We start from the raw sequence: 18426 nt of genomic DNA, 5'->3' as shown, positions 1-18426 counted from the left end.
TTGATAGATTCGGATAGCATAACTTGTCCTTGGGCAGCATAGGGTGTAACAGTTCGATATATTCGGAAGCGAGGGACTTGACTATGAAAACTTATTTATCCGAGCAGCAAATTCGCCTGGTAGGCCGTGTATGGGAAATTCGCCGCTATTTGAAAATGGCGCAGCAAAGACTGACAACCGATGTTAGCCTGCTCACCTTCCTGTCTCAACAAACCGGTCATGTAGGTCACACGAACCGCGGGCTTATGCTCGACGGAGACGCCACTTATGTGTCGCATACATCCAAGCACAATCCACTGCAGCCCCAATCGCCGCAAAAAACGCAGGATCCGCGTTTAATCCCCTTCCCATCGAAGAAATAGCTGTAGGGTATTCCGAGAAAGCTTCCCGCCATAATGGCTCCGTAACGGGCTCATGCCACGAAATGTCATGCTTGACACCAAGCTGGGCTCCGTTCATCTGATGTCTCAGAATTTCGCCCTTCTCCCCTTCCAGTTCGGGCAGCGGAACCGATGCTTTGACCAGCGTTAAATCTTGAAGCACGGTCATGGTATGATGACTGATTCCTTGATGACGCGACCGCTGCTCGGCGAAGCTGATCCGCGGGATGACAACAGGGCGGCCCTTAAGAGCAGAAACGGCATGTATCAGCTCGGCTGCCTCCGTCCCGCTGAATCCAAGAAGCGTTCCCGTGCCGACGCTTCCGGGTCCCGGAGCCGCTATCGCCAGATCGGCGCTGAGCACATGCCTGGCAGCAAGCAGCGCTGTGAATTTATTCACCGCTTCGTGATCGCCTCCGTAAGCTTGCCCATAGGTTATCGTTCCCGCAAGCCAGCCGAGCTCCTTCAACTGCCTTACGTGCTTACTAAAGGCGAGCGGAAGCGCGGCACTATCCGACATGATATAGGCTATCCGAGGCTGTCGGCCCTCCGGATGCCGGTTCTTCAGCTGCTGCAGCCGGCTTGCTGCAACGGGAAGCATGCTGTGCAGCTCCCCGACCAGAACCGGCATTCCTTCCAGGGACAGCTTGCCGGTAAACAGCTCGTGAAACGGACTCGCTTGCTCCTCCACAGCCATTACCGTACGCTGAAGCGAGGTATATCTCAGCTTCATAATATGACCCGCAGATTTGTCCGTCCTCTCCGTCTCCATCCTCTTTAGCTCGGCATCCTCCCGATACCGTCTATCCCAATCGTCCGTATCGCCATAGCCGTCATGACCCAGTACATCGTGCACGAAATGTACCCCGCCTGTACCTAACCCGAGACTGACGGCGGTTGTATTCAACAGCACTCGATCCCCAGGCTCCAGCAGCAGGACGGGGTTCCCATAATGAATTGCAACACCCTCCGAGCCGTCTGTGAAACGAACCTGAACTTCTTCCAGCTCTTGTTCTCTGCAGCTTGAAAGGATCTGTACGACCGTAGCTATTTTCCATTCGATCATCCGCTCTCCCGCTTTCCCTGCGAACTCGCTCTCTTATTATATGCCCTCCTTCTCCACTTCCATGAGTTGACGGTAAAAATAAAGACCGCCACATTCAAGTGACGGTCCATGTAATCTGTGCTGCCAGGCAGCTTTCTCCATAGCAGACAATCGTCTTCCAGCTATTGCTTTTATTTTGGTAATGATGCAACATCGGTGATGATTTGTACTACGACTTCCGCTACCTTCACCAGATCTGCTATGGCGATGGATTCCTTGGTCGAATGAATATTTTGGTAGCCCACGGCCAAATTAACGGTAGGAATCCCAAGCCCGTTGAAGACGTTGGCATCGCTGCCGCCGCCGGTATGGAACGTTCTTGGAGTGCAGCCCACTTTGGACAATGAAGCCATTGCCTGTTTGACTACAGGGGCGGTCTCATCGTACATATAGGCCGGATAAGAGACCTCGCTCTTAAAATCAACATCTGCGCCTGTCTCTCTCGCTACTTCCAAACAAGCCTTGCGCATGGCTTCAATCTGGCTGTTGAGCTTATCTTGTGAGATGCTTCGGGCTTCACCTTCGAGCTCCACTGAATCCACGACAATATTCGTCGTTCCGCTGATGCCGCCTGCAAACCGTCCGATGTTAGCCGTCGTTTCGCTGTCGATTCGGCCAAGCGGCATCCGGGATACCGCTTTGCTGGCCACGGTAATCGCACTGATACCCGCTTCAGGGTTAACGCCTGCATGTGCCGAACGCCCGGTGAAGGAAATAAATACTTTGGCTTGGGTCGGCGCCGCTACGGCAATAGCTCCGACTTCGCCGTTGGAGTCGAGAGCGTAGCCGAAATCCGCATCCAGCCATTTGGCATCCATCGCCCGGGAACCGCGTAGAGCGGATTCTTCTCCCGCCGTGATGACAAATTGAATTTGTCCGTGCTTGATGTTTTGTTCCTTTAGGATGCGAATAGCTTCCAGCATCGCTGCCAATCCCGCTTTGTCGTCACTGCCCAGAATCGTCGTGCCATCGCTGCGGATGATGCCGTCCTCGCCGATCTGCGGCTTGATTCCTTTGCCTGGAGTGACCGTGTCCATGTGGGAAGTGAATAACAGTTTGGCCACGTCGGCATCGGCCGTCGCAGCGAGCGTGCATATCAAGTTGCCGGCGCCATGACCTGTTTCGGCTGCAGAGTCATCCTCTTCCACCTTTAGACCGAGCGAGGTGAACTTTTGCTTCAATACTTGGCTGATTTCTTGCTCAAACCGGGTTTCGCTGTCCACCTTGACCAGCTCGATGAATTCGTCGACAAGACGCTTTTCCTGAATCATCTCTTTCCTCCTGTGTACAATTTAAGTTAAAATATGAATATACGTACTGCATGAAGAGGAGTTGAAATAAGATGCGTAACAAAATGCTGTTTAAAGTCATAGTCTACGTCATGCTCATCAGCATGGTGTTATCTTCGTTATTATTTACCTTCAACATGTTTCTCTAACCTAAAGGGCCGTTCGCATGCTTCCGGTTTCTCTTATTAATACAGCTTCGTCTCCTGATTATATGCTTCCATATTTTCTTTGACGCGCTGGAGGAACCGGCCGCAAATGACGCCGTCCAATATCCGGTGATCGAGGGACAAGCACAGATTGGCCATGGATCGGACTGCAATCATATCTTGAATGACGACCGGCCGTTTCACTATCGATTCGAAGGTGATAATGGCCGCTTGCGGATAGTTAATAATGGGTTGAGTCAAGATCGATCCGAAGGAACCCGTATTGTTTACGGTAAACGTTCCTCCTTGCATATCATCAAGCGAAAGCTTGCCGGCTCTTGTTTTCCGGGACAATTCTTCGATTTCCCGGGCGATGCCGGCAATGTTTTTTTGGTCTGCACGTTTGATTACCGGCGTCAGCACGGAGTCTTCGGTACCTACCGCAAGCGAGATGTTAATATCGCGCTTCACGATGATTTTGTCGACCGCCCAAACCGAGTTCATGATCGGATAGTCTTTGATTGCGCTGACTACCGCCTTCATCATGAACGACAAGTAGGTCAGATTGACACCCTCCTGCCGCTTGAACTCATCCTTGAGCTTATTGCGCAGCAGCACCATGTTCGTTACATCGACCTCGATCATCATCCAGCCGTGAGGGATTTCCGTAACGCTCTGGCGCATATTGCGCGCAATCGCGCTGCGGATCGGCGTGACGTCGACCAAATATTCGCCGCGTCCTTCGAGTGGCTGGCCTTCCACCTCAATGCGCGGGAGCGGCGGATTCTCGGACAAGTGAATCCCCGTCGAGCGGAGAGGTCCTTTCGGCGGGCTGGTCAGGAACACATCCTGATTCGCTGCAGCCGGTGCAGACGGACGCTCGGCCGGCGCCGCTTGAAAAGTCTGCGACGGGGCTGCTTGCGTCGGAGCGGGTGCTTGTTTGTGCTTCCCTGATGCTACGTATGCTTCAATATCTTTGCGGGTAATTCGGCCGCCCAACCCGCTGCCCGGTACATCCTCCAGGCGGATTCCATGCTCACCCGCCAGCTTCAGCACCGCCGGAGAATAACGGCCTCGCATGCCGTTATCCGCCGATTCCTGCTGGCTGTCCGCTTGAAGCGCAGACTGAGGTGATGCGGATGGCGCGCCTGCGGCTCCTGCGTCCGACTCCTCCTCGATGAGGCAAATCGCTTCGCCTACAGCGACCGTCTGGCCTTCCTCGGCCAAAAGCTTCGTCAGCCTGCCCGCTACGGGAGACGGCATCTCCGTATTGACCTTTTCGGTGATCAATTCGCACAACACATCGTATTGCTCTATGTAATCGCCGGGCTGCTTGAGCCATTTGCCTATCGTGGCCGACACGAGGCTCTCCGCCAAATGCGGCACGGGTACTTCGGTTTCCTTAGTATTTCGGGTCATTATCGTTCCCTCCTCCAAAAAGTTTTGCCGGTATGCAAAACTTGCCTTTTTGTTTCTTTAGCGGGAGCGTTTCTGTTACGCGATTTTTCCGCGCTACACGCCCTCGCTTGCGCGGCTCCTCTGCTGTAACGCGGATTTCCCGATTTACAGCAACGCTTTCGCTCCGCTCGCGGCGGAGATTGCCTCTGTAACGCGGTTTTTCCGCGTTACGCGCCTTCGCCTGCACGGATCCCTCTGCTGTAACGCGGTTTTCTCGCTTTACAGCAACGCTTTCGCTCCGCTCGCGGCGGAATTTGCCTCTGTAACGCGGTTTTTCCACGTTATGCGCCTTCGCCTGCACAATCCATCCGCTGTACTTCTCGCTTTACAGCAAACGCTTTTGCTCCGCTCGCGGCGGAGTTTGCCTCTGTAACGCGGTTTTTCCGCTTTACAGCGACACTTTCAATCCGCGCTTTCGCCGCGTTACGAGCTTCTCGCCTGCGCAAGCTTGCCCCGGCAGAACTGAACGGGTTAACGAATACCGTTAACCCGCTTCACAGCAGCCTAAAATTCCGCCAGCTCTTTCATCGCCGCTTTTATTTTATCCGCGCTGATGAGGAAAAACTTCTCCATGCTCGGATTCATCCCTACAGCCGGAACGTCCGGCGCGCATAGACGCTTGATCGGCGCATCAAGCTCGAACAGCAGCTCCTCGGCGATAATCGCCGACACTTCCGCACCTACGCCGCCGGTTTTGTTGTCCTCATGGACAATGAGCACTTTCCCCGTCTTGGCGGTTGCTTCGAGAATCGCTTCTTTATCGAGCGGCTGAATGGTGCGCAAATCAAGGATGTGCGCGCTGATGCCTTCCTTCGCCAGCTCCTCTGCCGCCTGCAGCGCATATTGCACCGTAATCCCGTAGGAAATAACGGTAATATCCGTGCCCTGGCGTTTCACATCGGCTTTGCCTATTTCGACGATATAATCCGCTTCCGGCACTTCACCTGTTACTCCGAGATAGCACTTTTTATGTTCAAAATAAAGCACCGGATCCGCATCCCGAATCGCGGCTTTCATTAAGCCTTTCGCATCGTACGGATTGGAAGGCGCCACCATCTTCAACCCCGGAGTCCCGAAAAATACCGATTCCGGACATTGCGAATGATACAGCGCTCCGCCGCTCGTCGCACCGTAAGGCGCACGGATAACGATCGGACAGTTCCAGTCGTTGTTGGAACGGTAGCGGATTTTGGCCGCCTCGCTGATAATCTGGTTCGTGGCCGGGAAGATGAAATCGGCGAACTGCATCTCGGCAATCGGCTTCATGCCATACATGGCCGCACCGATGGCAGTCCCCACGATGGCCGATTCAGCCAGCGGCGTATCCAATACGCGCTCCTCGCCGAATTGATCGCGAAGTCCCTTGGTAGCGTTCAATACGCCGCCCTTGCCCACGTCCTCGCCGAGAACGAATACATTGTCGTCCCGCTCCATCTCTTCCTTCATCGCGGAACGAATAGCTTCCAAATAGGTAATAACGGGCATTAGCGCACCTCCCCTTCCTCGGCGTAAACATGGCGCAAAGTATCCTCCGGCAGAGGGTACGGTGCCCGGTCCGCATATTGAGTCGCCTCGGTAATCTCTTGCTTGAGCTGCTCTACCAGCTCTTCTTCCTGCTCGTCGCTCCACAAGCCGCAGTCGATCAAGTATTGCCGGAATACCGGAATACCGTCCTTGGAGCGGTTCGTTTCGACCTCTTCCTTCGTCCGGTACAGCATATCGTCGTCCGACGTGGAGTGAGGGGATACGCGGTACATCACAGATTCGATCAGCGTCGGTCCTTCCCCGCGAATGGCGCGCTCGCGCGCTTCCTTAACTACACGGTATACTTCCAAAGCGTCGTTGCCGTCCACCTTGATGCCCGGAATGCCGTACCCTACACCGCGCTCTGCAACGCTGCCGCCGGCTACCTGTTTATTCAAAGGTACGGAAATCGCATACTGGTTATTTTGGCACAGGAAAATGCAAGGGAGCTTATGAACCCCGGCGAAATTAAGCCCTTCATGGAAATCGCCCTGATTGCTCGAGCCTTCCCCGAATGTAGCGTAAGCAACAAAATCCTGCTTCTTCATCTTCGCGGCAAGAGCAAATCCTACCGCATGTGGAACCTGCGTCGTCACCGGGCTGGAGCCCGTAACAATATTCAGCTTCTTATGGCTAAAATGCCCCGGCATTTGGCGGCCGCCGCTATTAGGGTCTTCCGCCTTGGCAAATACGGATAGCATCAATTCTTTCATCGTCATACCGGCAGCTAATACAAAGCCGTAATCACGGTAATAAGGCAGGAAGTAATCTTTGCCCAGCTCCAGCGCGAAGGCAACGGCTACCTGGGTCACTTCCTGACCGATCCCGGATACGTGAAAAGCGATTTTGCCGGCGCGCTGCAAGACGTACGATCTCTCGTCGAACTTTCTTGCCTTCTGCATCATTTTATACATTGCAACAGCTTGCTCGTCAGACAATCCAAGCTTACGGTGCTTCATAAGTTGGCCGATGGACATGGGTGCAACCCCCTTTACTCATCTCAAAAATTATTACTAGGTACTAATACTTGCCTCTATTAGTATATTATAATCGGTTTCAGGTATGAATACAATTTCCGTTTGATTTCAATCCTGTTACAAGCCCGATTATTTATCAGATTAGAGATCAAATGGCGAACGAGCCTCCATCGACCGCCAGCATCGCTTCGCCCAGCGCCTCGGATAAAGTAGGGTGAGGATGGATCGTCTGACCGACCTCCCAAGGCGTTGCATCCAATACTTGCGCCAAAGCAGCTTCCGAAATGAAATCCGTCGCGTGCGGTCCAATCATATGGACGCCGAGAATATCATTCGTCTTCTTATCGGCAATGACCTTCACGAAGCCGTCCGATTCGCCGTATACAACGGCTTTGCCTACCGCTGCGAAAGGAACCCGGCCGATTTTCACTTCGTATCCGCGATCAACCGCCTGTCTCTCCGTCCAGCCGATGGACGCCACCTCCGGACGGGTATAGACGCAGCGTGGAACTTCATGGTGAGGGAACGGACGCGGCGTCTGGCCTGCGCTGTGCTCCACCGCCATAATGCCTTCATGTCCTGCGACATGCGCAAGTTGCAGTCCGCCGTTCACATCGCCGATCGCATAGATGTGGGACTCCGCCGTCTGCATGAACTCATTAACCTGTATAAAGCCGTTTGTGATCTTGACATCCGTATTATGTAAACCGATATCCTCCACATTGGCTTCACGTCCTACGCAAACCATCATTTTGTCGGCTTGAAGCTGCTGAAGCTCGCCTTTACGTTCAATCTGCAGCTTGACGGCGCCCTCTTCCTTCTGTACCGTTTCGGTCAACAGCCTGGCATCGGTGATCACTTGAACGCCGCGTTTTCTAAGCAGCCGCTCGAGCTCGCGGGAAATGTCGGAATCTTCAGCAGGCAGCAGCCGGTCCGAATATTCCACAACCGTTACCTGCACTCCAAAATCGTTCAGCATCGACGCCCATTCCACGCCGATAACGCCTCCGCCTACAATTACAATCGATTGCGGCAGTTCTTCCATGCCGAGAGCGTCGTCGCTGTTCCAAATGGTATGCCCGTCCGTCTCCAATCCCGGCAGGCTCTTCGGACGGGAGCCCGTAGCGATGATGAGCTTCTCCGGAACGAGCGTTATGATCTCGCCGTCCTCCTGCTCCACTGATACCGAACCGGTACGAGGTGAGAAAATACTCGGGGACAGCAGTCTGCCGTTCCCGTATACAACCTGTATGTTATGTTTTTTCATTAGAAATTGAATGCCTTTATGCATTTGCTCCACGATACCCTGCTTGCGGGCTTGTACACCCGGGAAATGCAGCCGGACCGATTCCGCCTGGATTCCATACCGCTCGCTTTCCAGCATCGTTGCATATACCTCTGCGCTGCGAAGAAGCGCCTTGCTCGGAATACAGCCGCGATGCAAGCATGTCCCTCCCAGCTTATCGCGTTCGACGATAGCAACCGATTTTCCCAGCTGAGCGGCACGAATGGCAGCAATATATCCTCCGGTTCCGCCTCCGAGTACGACGATGTCAAAAGCTTGCGTCATGTGTTTAACCCTCCTGAAAACTATGATTCTTTTATTTTAACCATAATTGTTGTGAGAAATATAGTACAATTTGCGAAAGATACATGAAATGTTGCCGGGAATATGGTACTTTTAGAGAAGCAATTTTTGAAGCTACGAGGCTGACCTCGATAAAAGGAGTTATACCGCATGAAAGCAACGCTGTACCGTTTTATCGCCGTATTGATGCTGGTGATCCCCGGTGTTATGGCAACCTATGGATTTCTCGCTATGAAGGATGCTTTTTTCGCCCAGTTCGGCTCTCCTGAGCTGAATCCGCATGTACAATGGGGAAAGATGGCGATAGGCTTCGTCCTGTTTCTTGCCGGAGTCGCGTTTATCGGCGGGTGGATTTTTTTCCGGGACCGCAAACGCAATTACGTCGCGCCCCGCTTCAAAGCCAAACGCAAAAAACAATAGGAGCCGGCCCGTTGAGACGGGAACGGCTCCTTATATTTTGTCGGGGCGTCCTCTGCCGATAGCGTCGAGCCATGTAAGAACCCGGCTGCGCGCGATCAGTTTCGTCAGTGAGAAGCGCCAGGTAACGGCGTGCAGCACGACCAGCAAGCCAAGCACCGCTGTCTGAAACGCCGTGCCCGCAAGCATAACAATCCAGCTGCCCATTGCAAAACCGAGCAGGTTCGCTCCGGTGTCTCCGAGCATCAGTCTCCCCTTCAAGTCAGGCAAGAGCAGAAGCGCCGCCCCGATCAGCACGGGCAGCATGAGCCACGCGATCTCTGCCTTCTCCACTCCTTCGACGGCGATCAGGAGAAGTACGGTCACAGCTCCCCAAAAGCCTTTTAACGCTCTTCCGGGTCTCGTATCAAGCAGGTTGATTGCATTCGTCATCAAGACGACAATCAGAAACGGTATCAGCCGTTCCCATATCGTCCTGCCGTCTTGAAGACTGTCGGAGAAAGCAATGAGCAGAGCGGCTGCCGATCCTCCCACGGCTTTCACCATGCCGGTGCCGATCACGCCCTTCTCCCTCCAATGCCTCCAATGGCCCGCGAAGCCTTTGTACGATTTGACTCCTACGGCATCGTCCAAAAATCCGACCAATGCGACGATACTTAGCGCTGCTCCGTATTCTGCAACGATGCTGCCGTTGTAATGAAGGATGGCCAGCACGGCTGCTCCTCCCAATCCGCTCGTCATTCGAGCGATAACCATGGTCATGCAAAACAGCAGCCACAGAAGCAGCCCGCAAGCCGTCGGGATGACCGATTGTTTGTAGTTGGTATCCGTAATTCCATGCTCCGACAACATTCTCATCATCACAGGAAGTACCGCCCGTCCCGCTATCAGGATTACAGCAATGGAAACCAGCCATAAGAGCCATTCTGGCATTAACAAATCGGCTCCCTCCACCGGTTCCACAAGGTGCTGCCGACGGCGCAAAATTGCTTGCCGCGGTGAAGCCAACCGCCCAAATCTCGTCCCGACACACGATGTGCAAAGGGAACGAACTGCTCCTGAACGCGGTATCCAAGCTTCACTGCATCAATTGTCAGCCCGACTTCGACTCCGAAGCCATCCGCCATCCGTCCGATACGCTCAATCACCTCGCGTCGAATAGCCCGCTGTCCGGACAAGGGTGCCGACGAAGTGAAGCCCGACAGCCGGTATACCCCATGCCCGGCTAACGTTCTGACCAACCCGAAGCCGCTCTTCTTCGCTGCCGCAGGCAGTCTGGCGATGACCATATCCGCCTCCTCGCGGTATAGCGGCTCTACTAGCGAAGGGAAGCTTTGCGCTGTTTCTCCGAGATCCGCGTCGAGAAATACGAGGATCCGGCCGCGGGCCGTTTTGCATCCGGTCAGCAGTGCGGCTCCTTTGCCCATGCTGTGCGTATGCTGAATTACGGCATCGGCCAGCGTACAAGCTAATCCGAACGTCTCATCCCGGCTGCCGTCGTCTACTACCACGATTTCGCTCTCGTGCTCGATATATTTGCAGGCTTGGCGTATAGACCGCAATGTTTCGGCGATATAATATTGTTCGTTATATGCAGGTATTATGACGGATATGTATGGTTCCATCCCTCCCGGCCCCTCTCATATCAGAATCCCGGCCAGCTTCTGCAGGACGGCTTGAATCCGCTTGGAGACGGCACTCTCGCGCATCGGCTCCTGGTCATACAGCATGCCTATGCCTCTGGCATCGGTCAGCTTGCTGCCTACCTTCATGCGGACAAGCACAGTGCTCCCCATCCCTTTGCGGCCTTTTTCCAAAAAGTCGAACATGTGGCTGTGGGTACCCACCGTCACTATTCTTTCACAATGCTGATCGTAAGCTAGAAGAAGCGCTATATCTTCGCTTGTCCCGCATGCCGCCAGCTTCAGCGCCTGTAAGCCGAGCCGCTCTATCCGGAGCAAGCCCGGAGCTCTTCCGTCGGGATACGCATGAACAATGAGCTCGGCTCCGCACCGAAGCGCATGATCTGTTGCGCTATCCATATCGCCGATGATAAGATCCGGGACATGGCCGTACTCCAGCAGAGCATCGGCTCCGCCGTCCACCCCCACTAGTACGGGACGATGCTTCGCAATATAACCGCTTAGTGCCGCCAGGTCCTGTCTATATTCTTTGCCGCGGGTGACGATCAGCACATGACGCCTCGCAAGCTCCGTCCGCATGCCAGGGCATTGAAGCGGCTCCAGAACGAGGTTTTTCTCCATGTCCGCATAATGCAGCGTATTGTCGATAAATTCCCGCAGCGTATCATGCTGCACATGAAGCGCCTGGCGATATTGCCGAAGCCAGTTTTCCTTGGCAAACGCCGAGTAAGGCACTATAGATTGCTTCACCACGATGCCTTCCATGCTTATGCGGATGTCTTCATGATCGTCGAATACCGGCAGCCACGCCGGCTCTATTTCAAATATGGGAATCCCCTTCTCCAGAAGTCGCAAAGCTCCGGTAGCAGGTATTTTACCCGTCATCGTTTGGCCTGCATTGACCACGGCTTGTACTTCAGCGGCCAACAATCCTTCCGCTGCCAGGTCATCCAGATCATCGTGCTCAATGACTGCAATGGCGTTCGGTTGAAGGTCTCTCAGCAGCAATTTGGTATTACGATTCACTCGGGCGATACCATGAATAACGGGAAAACGGGTTGTTACCATTCGTTTCCTTACGGCCATAGCTACAGCACATCGCTTTCCTAAACCTGTTTTACATACCGCTTGACGCAGCTATTCCTTTTTATTATTTGTTGCGACAACCGTTTTCATGCATGAATAAGCAGCAAGAGTCGGATGCTCCGGAAACAGAAAAAGCCGGGACATGGCCCGGCCGTTTAACTATCCGTTATATGATATAGATAATTGCACTTTACGTTCTTTTCAAGCTATTCCTGTCAAAACAAGTCGCTGTAAAATCATGGTATTCTTCTCGAACCTTCGGCATAAGCTCTTTCATGTGGCCGGCAGAGAAAAAACTTATTTGAATCGTTAGGCATTGTTTTCTTACTGCGAATTGCATCCTTGGAACCAGTCCGCATACTCCGAGGAACATACCGATGTTCGAACATAGGCCTCGATTGCCCTCATCTCGTCTTCCTTAAACCGGTAATTGCAATCCATCGAATTAAACATCAATTTTATATCTTCCATTACCCCATAGGGCTTGCATTGCAATTGGATCGCATACAGCTCGTCAGGCTCGTCTATAAACCGGCAGCCGATATCGATCTGCAGCAAATTGTCCGTTACAATCATTTCCATATTGCAATAATCGAATTCCATTGAGTTCCTCCAAATATTTTTCTTTTTTCCACATTCAGGTAACACAATTCTACATTTTGTGCAAATTTTCTATGGTATAATAACCCTAATCTTAGCGTAAGGAGTAGGTCAATGCAAAGAATATGTCAAAAAATTGTTCGTGTTCAGAATGGTCTGATTACGGAAATTTATGATGGTCTACGGTATCGTGACTTCGAAGATAACGATACGGCATTGAAGGAACTGCTTATGGAAGACATCGGCCTGGATTTCGAATCGGTACTCAACACCTACGAGAAATTGATTTGTGACCTCGCGGCGGCATTCCCGCAGATTCGTGATTTCGTTAGCCAACAGCTTCCCGAAGGCTGGCTGAATTGGGCGCAGCAAAGTGCCTATGAAGAAGAAATGCCGACGGCATCCTCCGCCAATAAACAGCCTGAGACAATTCCTCCTGTTATTTCATTGCCCATGAAGGCATAATCCTGCACGGGTCATCCATACTATATTCGAACAAACCCGCGAGGAGGCATGTCTTTCATGATCGACAACCTAGAAAGCAATTATGATTGCTCTCAAGCCGGCAATGACCTTCATGAGCTCAAAGAGCAGCTCCAATCTTTGCAAGCAAGCTCCGATTCATCCAAGGAATCGCAAGATTTGATCCATCGGCTCGAGAATCAAATTCATTTTATTAAGAACAAGTGTGATATTAATCCTTAACACCCTTATAGGCGACTGCATAGCCCTCACCGACTATGCAGTTTTTTTCTGCGAAAAGCATATACACCCAATAAAACGATAGGAAGCATAATAGCAAAAGTAGCTATGAAAGGCATCCACGCTTCTTTATCGTACTCAATCGAATGAACGACATTGGGATGGATAACTATTGAGGATATAACCATATATATGCCGAGAGGGTGCAGCATGAACCTGTAATCCTTGACCTGCAGCGTTTGGGCTAGTCCGACTACCGCAGCATATATATAGAACGTCATTTTTATGAATATCGTTATAAACCACATAAAAGCCATGACAGCTTCTATGCGCTTGACAAAATTGCCGATATTGATTTTTTTGGCTAAATTATAGCTAGGATACATTTGCCTTTCCGTAATATCCGCCCCTAGCACCAAGATTGTCAATGATACAACAATGATCATAAGTAATCCGGCAATGAATATTCCGATATAGAATGCCTTGCTTGCATTATGGGGCCGGTGTACGGATACGGGGAAAATCATCAGCAGCACAATCGTCGGCATGGAAAAAACACTAGCAAAACGAACAGCACCTGACATAATCGGATGCCAGCCGTTCTCAAGAATGGGTTTCACGTTATGAAAATCAAGCAGAGGGGTAATAAACAAAACCAGCAAAATGAACAAAAACAGAAACCATGGGAACAAAAATTCTGCAGTACGAGCCACCGTCTCCAGCCCAAGACGGAGCGCGCCCAATACTAAACAAGCAAATAAAATATGCACGGCTACAGCCGGTGTCTCAGGCATGATTTGCGTAGTTAAAAAATCTCCAATGATATACAGAAGCTCAGAGCCTGTGAAAAAACTCATGAAAATAAAGGTCAATGAAACAGCTTTCCCCAACCATTTGCCGAGCAGCTTTTCACACTTTTGAACAAGAGTCAGCTGCGGATACATATTGCCTAACGCTATGATAAGCGCGGTAATCAACAAACTTATAGCGACACCCGCAATGGCAGCGAGCCATGCGTCCTCTTTGGCAATGGCCGCTAACGGGGCAGGCGTTATTAATATAGATGTGCCTATGCAGTACAGAGTTACTATAATATAGAATTGACGTGAACTTAGCTTCGTATCTCCTACCATTAGCAACTCTCCCCTTCTCATGTTCATCTGCTGGCCTCTGTCCTATAATATCTTATCGATCCAGTCGCTTACCGGTCTATACAAGATCATGATGCCATCAGCCGGATTCGGAATTTGTACGTGCAGAATCATAGCAATACTTATCGCCGTGCCTGTTCCAAGCAATGTCCAAAATATGACGATCTCTTTTTTTTGATTTTTTTTAAGAAGAGAAGGCAATTCCACCACTGCCATTAAAACGGAAATGGAAACCATGGCCAAAATTTTCCACCACATAAGCATGCTACTCCTTTATTTTGTTTTGCAGCGGTTCTCCGATCGTTCCGAGTCTCTTAATGGTAATTTCTACTTCCAGATGCACAGGGAGGTGTTGGAAATAACGATCCCAATTCTGCTCAATCTTATCCCAATAAGAAGGATAGTTGAGATGGAATGAGCTGCCGAAACCGAAAATATCGCTGTTCAATTTTTGAGCTTTTTTTATGGATAAACGACTGTTCATCTTCACTTTTTCCTCTATCCTTTTTTCAAGCTCATCGATGGTACCGCTTTTAGTTACATCGATTTTGCATTCGACATCGCTGATATTTGCCTCGCTTCGTGTTTTTAATCGCATTGCCGGTTTGCCGTCCTTAACCTCAGGATTCATCGTCGTTTTGGAGCGGATAATTTCAACCCCCAGCTTACCTCCTTGCGGACAAGCCACCTCAATGACCGTGCTTTGCAATTTATCGGTAATGTCGCTATACCCTTTACTTTCATATTCATCCAGCCAACCGACGAGCTTATCTTTCTTGAACACTGCCAAGCCTGTATACTGGACCTTGGTTGGCAAATCGATTCGCTCCACATTGCTTTTGAGCTTGCCCTCTTCTTTATTTCCGACAATCTCGATACCGGTCAGTACAGGATTTTTGCCATTACTGACAAGATCTCTTATCAGCTCATCCAAAGTAACGGAGACGGACGGCGCCCATGTTTTCTGAGAAACTTCAATGGAGTTAAACATTTTATTCGCAGGTATTTTCTCCAGCATGGTATAGATGCTCAGCAAATCTTTGGCCAATGCACCCTTGGCAACCGCAAAATAAAAGTCCGTACGCAGCTCATGGTCGCGCGATATAAAGTCAAGCAAATTGGATACTCCGGCTTTGGCCGCCTCTTCGCCAATCAAGAACATCCTTACATGAGCAAAATAGGCTTTACGGGGCGTCATCGTAGTCATTCTCCGGATTGCTTCAAAGACCGTATCACCTGTGGCGTGATAAATGGTAACTGGCGCCCTGCCGCTGGTACCCCCTTTAAGCGGGGCGACTTCGGCAGGCATAACAACCTGAATGGTAACTTCATACCGATCGCCGATTTTGTCTATCCCCATCCCGACAACAATGGCCAGATCGTTCAATTCCCTGCGATTCCAACAGCCTGTCAGAAGCACCATCGTAAGCAGGCAAACGGCCACTCTCCGAATCACGTATCCAGTCCCCTTTCCTTTGTTATTCGCGACCTTTCGGATCGGTCTTGCTCATGTTTTGGCGGATGACGTTCTTTTGATTAATCAGCCTCGGACGGGAAAGCATGAACCATTGTGGAAAGCGAAATATCGCATCCTTTTGATCGTCGATAATCAAGGGAGCGAATGGACTCATATAGGGAACCCCAAACGTCCGTAAGCTTGTTAAGTGAAGCACGATGCCAATCAGCCCTACGATGATACCTACCAAACCGAAAGATGCGGCAAGTCCCATTAAAGGAAAACGAAGCATCCGGAAGGAACTGGCTAAGCTATAAGACGGGAATACGAAGCTTGCGATCGCCGTCGTCGATACGACTATTACCATGGCGGCCGATACGATTCCCGCTTCGACAGCAGCCTGACCGATAACCAATGTACCGACAACCGAGACGGCAGGTCCGATGGTTCTAGGCATTCGCAGCCCGGCTTCCCTTAAAATTTCAAATGCCACTTCCATCATTATCGCTTCAATAAATGCAGGAAAAGGAACTCCTTCCCGTTGGGCAGCCAAGCCGATGAGGAGCTCTGTCGGCAGCATTTCTTGATGAAATGTCGTTATCGCAACGTATAAGGACGGACCAAGCAGTGCAATAAAGACGCCGACGTATCGTAATATACGTACAAGCGAGCTGATATCAAAGCGATGATAATAGTCCTCCGCCGAGTGCAAGAAAGAAACGAATAACGCAGGGACGACAAGAACGACGGGAGTTCCGTCGACGAGAATCACTACTTTCCCTTCAACCAGCTCGGCCGCGACAACATCGGGACGTTCGGTATTATAGATGGTAGGGAACGGAGTATACGTCTTGTCCTGAATCAATTCTTCTATATAACCGCTCTCCAGGATGCTGTCGATATCAATGCGGGCAAGACGGGTGCGCACTTCTTCCACGATTTTGTCATTGGCAATGCCGTTGATGTACATGATTGCGACATCGGTTTTCGTAAGCCGGCCAATTTGTTGTGTCTCAAGCCAAAGATTCGGGTCTTTGATTTTACGCCGAATTAATGCGGTGTTCGTTCTTAAAGTCTCTGAGAACGACTCTCGAGGGCCTCTTACCACAGATTCTTTGGAGGTTTCCGTGACACCCCGATCTTTCCATCCCTTGGTGCCTGCATTGATCGCTACGCTATTGCCGTCCAGTAAAATAATCGTGTCTCCGGACAAAATGGAATGGAGCATCGTATCATAATCCGTAACCTCCAAGATATCTCCAATCGTGAGAGCCTTGCTCTTAATCACCTGAAGAGCATAAGCCGATCGGGATAGCTCTGCGTCCAGCTCCGCTGTTTTTACTTCCAGCATGAGAGTTTCCATGATAAAATCATTGATTACCGATTTATCAGCCAATCCTTCTGTAAAAATAATTCCCATTCTTAGTACGCCATTCTGGCCTATTCGTGTTTCCCTAATAATAATATCCGTACTATGCCCTATACTTTTTCTGACATAATCCAAATTCTCATCCAGACTAGCCTTTATTAACGGCTTCGCGGTTGAGGCTGGATTCATATTGCCGGCAACCGTGCCAGGCATTGGCTTAGCCCCTCGGTTAAGCAGCTTTTTCAATAGTTTCATATCGTTATCTCCCGGCTAGGATGTACACTCTCCATTATTGCCCTGGCAGTGTATTCCAAAACAAAAAGCACCCTTTGTTTATAGGTTTATTTGCAACCCGTAAACAGACGGCGCTTTTTTCATGAACGTCATAGGATGGTGTTAAACTTGCCCGTTAAAAGAAAATAAAAAACGCCGAATCCCGTAAGATTCGACGTAACCTTTGGTCGTAATTTCCCTCCGTATTGAACATTCGCTAATAGTAACCGATAAATCTACTTATTGGACGGAGGTGAACTTGTTCAGCTTTATCGCAAGGCATCGTTTAAGGTATCGTTATCCCATCTCACAGTGCCCGATAAAGATGAACAAACATTCACTTATCGTCATCATACGTAGTATCGGCAGACTTTCACGACACTTTATGCTCGATTCTCAGCTTATCCGCCACCATCGCGATAAATTCGCTATTCGTCGGCTTTGCTTTCGATATATTAATCGTGTAACCGAACAAGTGGGAGATGCTGTCGATGTTGCCGCGGGTCCAGGCGACTTCAATCGCGTGGCGAATGGCGCGTTCGACGCGGCTCGGGGTTGTTTTGTATTTTTCGGCGATAGCAGGGTATAACGTTTTGGTGATGGCGCCCAGAATCTCGATGTTGTTATATACCATCGTGATGGCTTCGCGAAGATATTGATATCCTTTAATATGTGCCGGAACGCCGATTTCATGAATGATGGTCGTAATGTTAGCGTCCAAATTTTTGGTTTTCGGCAGCTGAACTACATTCGCCTTTGGAGAGGAATGCGACGACGTTACGGAGCTCGTTTGGTTATTGGAAACAAGCTGACGAATCCGGTTCGTCAATATTTCCATATCAAACGGTTTTAAAATGTAATACGATGCGCCGAGCTGAACAGCCTTTTGGGTAATGTTCTCCTGACCGAAAGCGGTAAGCATAATAATTTTCGGCTGAGGATTCAAATCCATTTCGCGGAGCTTCTCCAATACGCCGAGTCCGTCCAAGTGCGGCATAATAATATCGAGAATTAACACATCCGGTACTTGATCAGCCTGCTCAATCAAACGAAGAACATCGTTGCCGTTATATGCAACACCCGATACATGCATGTCTTCTTGTTCGTCGATAAATTCGGAAAGTAAATTCGTGAATTCGCGATTGTCATCAGCCAATAATACTTCGATCATTTGCAACGTAACATCCTCCTTCAAATGGCGACAAATAAGATTAGCATTTTTTACCTAAGTATATTTTCGACAGCGATAATAAAATTCCTTC

At 50.4% G+C, this 18426-nt stretch carries 20 protein-coding genes; 5 read left to right on the top strand and 15 right to left on the bottom strand.

The annotated features are described in order from the left end of the window. Positions 1 to 83 precede the first annotated feature (83 nt). Positions 84 to 362: a Z-ring formation inhibitor MciZ gene (gene mciZ / locus ACFQ88_RS00100; RefSeq protein WP_379451260.1), complete on the top strand. Its 279-nt coding sequence runs from the start codon at positions 84 to 86 to the stop codon at positions 360 to 362. On the opposite strand, the gene ACFQ88_RS00095 is transcribed toward mciZ, so the two are convergent. After that, positions 244 to 1446, bottom strand: a complete 1203-nt coding sequence (locus ACFQ88_RS00095) for a DUF3866 family protein (protein WP_379451259.1) — start codon at positions 1444 to 1446, stop codon at positions 244 to 246. The genes mciZ and ACFQ88_RS00095 overlap by 119 nt on opposite strands. Positions 1447 to 1616: 170 nt before the next feature. Then, positions 1617 to 2756 (bottom strand): M20/M25/M40 family metallo-hydrolase, encoded by a 1140-nt coding sequence (locus tag ACFQ88_RS00090; RefSeq protein WP_379451258.1) that lies wholly within the window; start codon positions 2754 to 2756, stop codon positions 1617 to 1619. A 71-nt stretch (positions 2757 to 2827) separates the two neighbouring features. On the opposite strand from ACFQ88_RS00090, the gene prli42 reads away from it, so the two are divergent. Beyond that, positions 2828 to 2923: a stressosome-associated protein Prli42 gene (gene prli42 / locus ACFQ88_RS00085; RefSeq protein ID WP_239634311.1), complete on the top strand. Its 96-nt coding sequence runs from the start codon at positions 2828 to 2830 to the stop codon at positions 2921 to 2923. A 36-nt stretch (positions 2924 to 2959) separates the two neighbouring features. Here the strand turns inward: prli42 and ACFQ88_RS00080 are convergent, their stop codons facing one another. The 4 genes from ACFQ88_RS00080 to lpdA form a co-directional block, all read right to left on the bottom strand. Continuing rightward, positions 2960 to 4339, bottom strand: a complete 1380-nt coding sequence (locus ACFQ88_RS00080) for a dihydrolipoamide acetyltransferase family protein (RefSeq protein WP_379451257.1) — start codon at positions 4337 to 4339, stop codon at positions 2960 to 2962. Positions 4340 to 4882: 543 nt separating this feature from the next. Beyond that, positions 4883 to 5863, bottom strand: a complete 981-nt coding sequence (locus tag ACFQ88_RS00075) for an alpha-ketoacid dehydrogenase subunit beta (protein ID WP_379451256.1) — start codon at positions 5861 to 5863, stop codon at positions 4883 to 4885. Next, positions 5863 to 6879: a thiamine pyrophosphate-dependent dehydrogenase E1 component subunit alpha gene (locus tag ACFQ88_RS00070; RefSeq protein ID WP_239634308.1), complete on the bottom strand. Its 1017-nt coding sequence runs from the start codon at positions 6877 to 6879 to the stop codon at positions 5863 to 5865. Before ACFQ88_RS00070 ends, ACFQ88_RS00075 begins: the two co-directional genes overlap by 1 nt. A 148-nt stretch (positions 6880 to 7027) precedes the next feature. Next, positions 7028 to 8449, bottom strand: a complete 1422-nt coding sequence (gene lpdA, locus ACFQ88_RS00065; protein ID WP_379451255.1) for a dihydrolipoyl dehydrogenase — start codon at positions 8447 to 8449, stop codon at positions 7028 to 7030. 168 nt (positions 8450 to 8617) lie between these two features. Between lpdA and ACFQ88_RS00060 the strand changes: the two genes are divergently transcribed. Then, entirely contained in the window at positions 8618 to 8887 is a 270-nt protein-coding gene (locus tag ACFQ88_RS00060) for a DUF2627 domain-containing protein (protein ID WP_239634306.1), read from the top strand. Positions 8888 to 8917: 30 nt separating this feature from the next. On the opposite strand, the gene ACFQ88_RS00055 is transcribed toward ACFQ88_RS00060, so the two are convergent. From ACFQ88_RS00055 to ACFQ88_RS00040, 4 genes are all read right to left on the bottom strand, one after another. Then, positions 8918 to 9817: a hypothetical protein gene (locus ACFQ88_RS00055; protein WP_379451254.1), complete on the bottom strand. Its 900-nt coding sequence runs from the start codon at positions 9815 to 9817 to the stop codon at positions 8918 to 8920. After that, the gene (locus ACFQ88_RS00050) at positions 9817 to 10509 is read right to left on the bottom strand and encodes a glycosyltransferase family 2 protein (protein ID WP_379451253.1); all 693 of its coding nucleotides are present in this window, start codon (positions 10507 to 10509) and stop codon (positions 9817 to 9819) included. Before ACFQ88_RS00050 ends, ACFQ88_RS00055 begins: the two co-directional genes overlap by 1 nt. Before the next feature lie 15 nt (positions 10510 to 10524). Continuing rightward, on the bottom strand, positions 10525 to 11613 hold the full coding sequence (gene steA / locus ACFQ88_RS00045) for a putative cytokinetic ring protein SteA (protein WP_239634303.1): 1089 nt from the start codon (positions 11611 to 11613) through the stop codon (positions 10525 to 10527). Positions 11614 to 11937: 324 nt separating this feature from the next. Further along, entirely contained in the window at positions 11938 to 12216 is a 279-nt protein-coding gene (locus ACFQ88_RS00040; protein ID WP_239634302.1) for a hypothetical protein, read from the bottom strand. A gap of 111 nt (positions 12217 to 12327) precedes the next feature. Here ACFQ88_RS00040 and ACFQ88_RS00035 point away from each other — a divergent pair, with 111 nt between their 5' ends. Both ACFQ88_RS00035 and ACFQ88_RS00030 read left to right on the top strand, forming a co-directional pair. Next, a complete protein-coding gene (locus tag ACFQ88_RS00035) occupies positions 12328 to 12678 on the top strand; it encodes a hypothetical protein (protein WP_239634301.1) in 351 nt (116 codons plus the stop codon). 57 nt (positions 12679 to 12735) lie between these two features. After that, positions 12736 to 12918 carry a DUF2524 domain-containing protein gene (locus ACFQ88_RS00030; RefSeq protein ID WP_239634300.1) on the top strand — a complete coding sequence of 61 codons (183 nt, stop codon included), beginning with the start codon at positions 12736 to 12738 and terminating at the stop codon, positions 12916 to 12918. Positions 12919 to 12944: 26 nt separating this feature from the next. Here ACFQ88_RS00030 and ACFQ88_RS00025 read toward each other — a convergent pair whose 3' ends face one another. The 5 genes from ACFQ88_RS00025 to spo0A all read right to left on the bottom strand — a co-directional run bounded on the left by ACFQ88_RS00025 (position 12945) and on the right by spo0A (position 18341). Continuing rightward, positions 12945 to 14048: a GerAB/ArcD/ProY family transporter gene (locus tag ACFQ88_RS00025; RefSeq protein WP_239634299.1), complete on the bottom strand. Its 1104-nt coding sequence runs from the start codon at positions 14046 to 14048 to the stop codon at positions 12945 to 12947. 42 nt (positions 14049 to 14090) lie between these two features. Next, positions 14091 to 14324 carry a hypothetical protein gene (locus ACFQ88_RS00020; protein ID WP_379451252.1) on the bottom strand — a complete coding sequence of 78 codons (234 nt, stop codon included), beginning with the start codon at positions 14322 to 14324 and terminating at the stop codon, positions 14091 to 14093. Positions 14325 to 14331: 7 nt separating this feature from the next. Next, positions 14332 to 15522, bottom strand: coding sequence for a Ger(x)C family spore germination protein (locus ACFQ88_RS00015; RefSeq protein ID WP_379451251.1), 1191 nt, complete (start codon positions 15520 to 15522; stop codon positions 14332 to 14334). 22 nt (positions 15523 to 15544) lie between these two features. Next, complete coding sequence (locus tag ACFQ88_RS00010) at positions 15545 to 17104, bottom strand: spore germination protein (protein ID WP_379453506.1); 1560 nt, start codon at positions 17102 to 17104, stop codon at positions 15545 to 15547. Positions 17105 to 17537: 433 nt separating this feature from the next. Next, positions 17538 to 18341 (bottom strand): sporulation transcription factor Spo0A, encoded by an 804-nt coding sequence (spo0A, locus tag ACFQ88_RS00005; protein WP_239634296.1) that lies wholly within the window; start codon positions 18339 to 18341, stop codon positions 17538 to 17540. Positions 18342 to 18426 lie beyond the last annotated feature (85 nt).

The organism is Paenibacillus sp. NPDC056579, assembly GCF_042793215.1.
Lineage (GTDB): Bacteria > Bacillota > Bacilli > Paenibacillales > NBRC-103111 > Paenibacillus_S.
The sequence above is the reverse complement of the archived record's forward strand: the minus strand, read 5'-3'. Positions and strand labels throughout refer to the sequence as shown.

Coding starts and splice junctions, on each gene's coding strand:
- ACFQ88_RS00010 (WP_379453506.1), bottom strand. CDS start 17,104: ATGCCTGGCACGGTTGCCGGCAATATGAATCCAGCCTCAACCGCGAAG.
- steA (WP_239634303.1), bottom strand. CDS start 11,613: ATGGCCGTAAGGAAACGAATGGTAACAACCCGTTTTCCCGTTATTCAT.
- ACFQ88_RS00060 (WP_239634306.1), top strand. CDS start 8,618: ATGAAAGCAACGCTGTACCGTTTTATCGCCGTATTGATGCTGGTGATC.
- ACFQ88_RS00080 (WP_379451257.1), bottom strand. CDS start 4,339: ATGACCCGAAATACTAAGGAAACCGAAGTACCCGTGCCGCATTTGGCG.
- lpdA (WP_379451255.1), bottom strand. CDS start 8,449: ATGACGCAAGCTTTTGACATCGTCGTACTCGGAGGCGGAACCGGAGGA.
- ACFQ88_RS00025 (WP_239634299.1), bottom strand. CDS start 14,048: ATGGTAGGAGATACGAAGCTAAGTTCACGTCAATTCTATATTATAGTA.
- ACFQ88_RS00095 (WP_379451259.1), bottom strand. CDS start 1,446: ATGATCGAATGGAAAATAGCTACGGTCGTACAGATCCTTTCAAGCTGC.
- ACFQ88_RS00055 (WP_379451254.1), bottom strand. CDS start 9,817: ATGCCAGAATGGCTCTTATGGCTGGTTTCCATTGCTGTAATCCTGATA.
- ACFQ88_RS00070 (WP_239634308.1), bottom strand. CDS start 6,879: ATGTCCATCGGCCAACTTATGAAGCACCGTAAGCTTGGATTGTCTGAC.
- ACFQ88_RS00035 (WP_239634301.1), top strand. CDS start 12,328: ATGCAAAGAATATGTCAAAAAATTGTTCGTGTTCAGAATGGTCTGATT.
- mciZ (WP_379451260.1), top strand. CDS start 84: ATGAAAACTTATTTATCCGAGCAGCAAATTCGCCTGGTAGGCCGTGTA.
- ACFQ88_RS00020 (WP_379451252.1), bottom strand. CDS start 14,324: ATGTGGTGGAAAATTTTGGCCATGGTTTCCATTTCCGTTTTAATGGCA.
- ACFQ88_RS00075 (WP_379451256.1), bottom strand. CDS start 5,863: ATGCCCGTTATTACCTATTTGGAAGCTATTCGTTCCGCGATGAAGGAA.
- ACFQ88_RS00050 (WP_379451253.1), bottom strand. CDS start 10,509: ATGGAACCATACATATCCGTCATAATACCTGCATATAACGAACAATAT.
- ACFQ88_RS00090 (WP_379451258.1), bottom strand. CDS start 2,756: ATGATTCAGGAAAAGCGTCTTGTCGACGAATTCATCGAGCTGGTCAAG.
- ACFQ88_RS00030 (WP_239634300.1), top strand. CDS start 12,736: ATGATCGACAACCTAGAAAGCAATTATGATTGCTCTCAAGCCGGCAAT.
- prli42 (WP_239634311.1), top strand. CDS start 2,828: ATGCGTAACAAAATGCTGTTTAAAGTCATAGTCTACGTCATGCTCATC.
- ACFQ88_RS00040 (WP_239634302.1), bottom strand. CDS start 12,216: ATGGAATTCGATTATTGCAATATGGAAATGATTGTAACGGACAATTTG.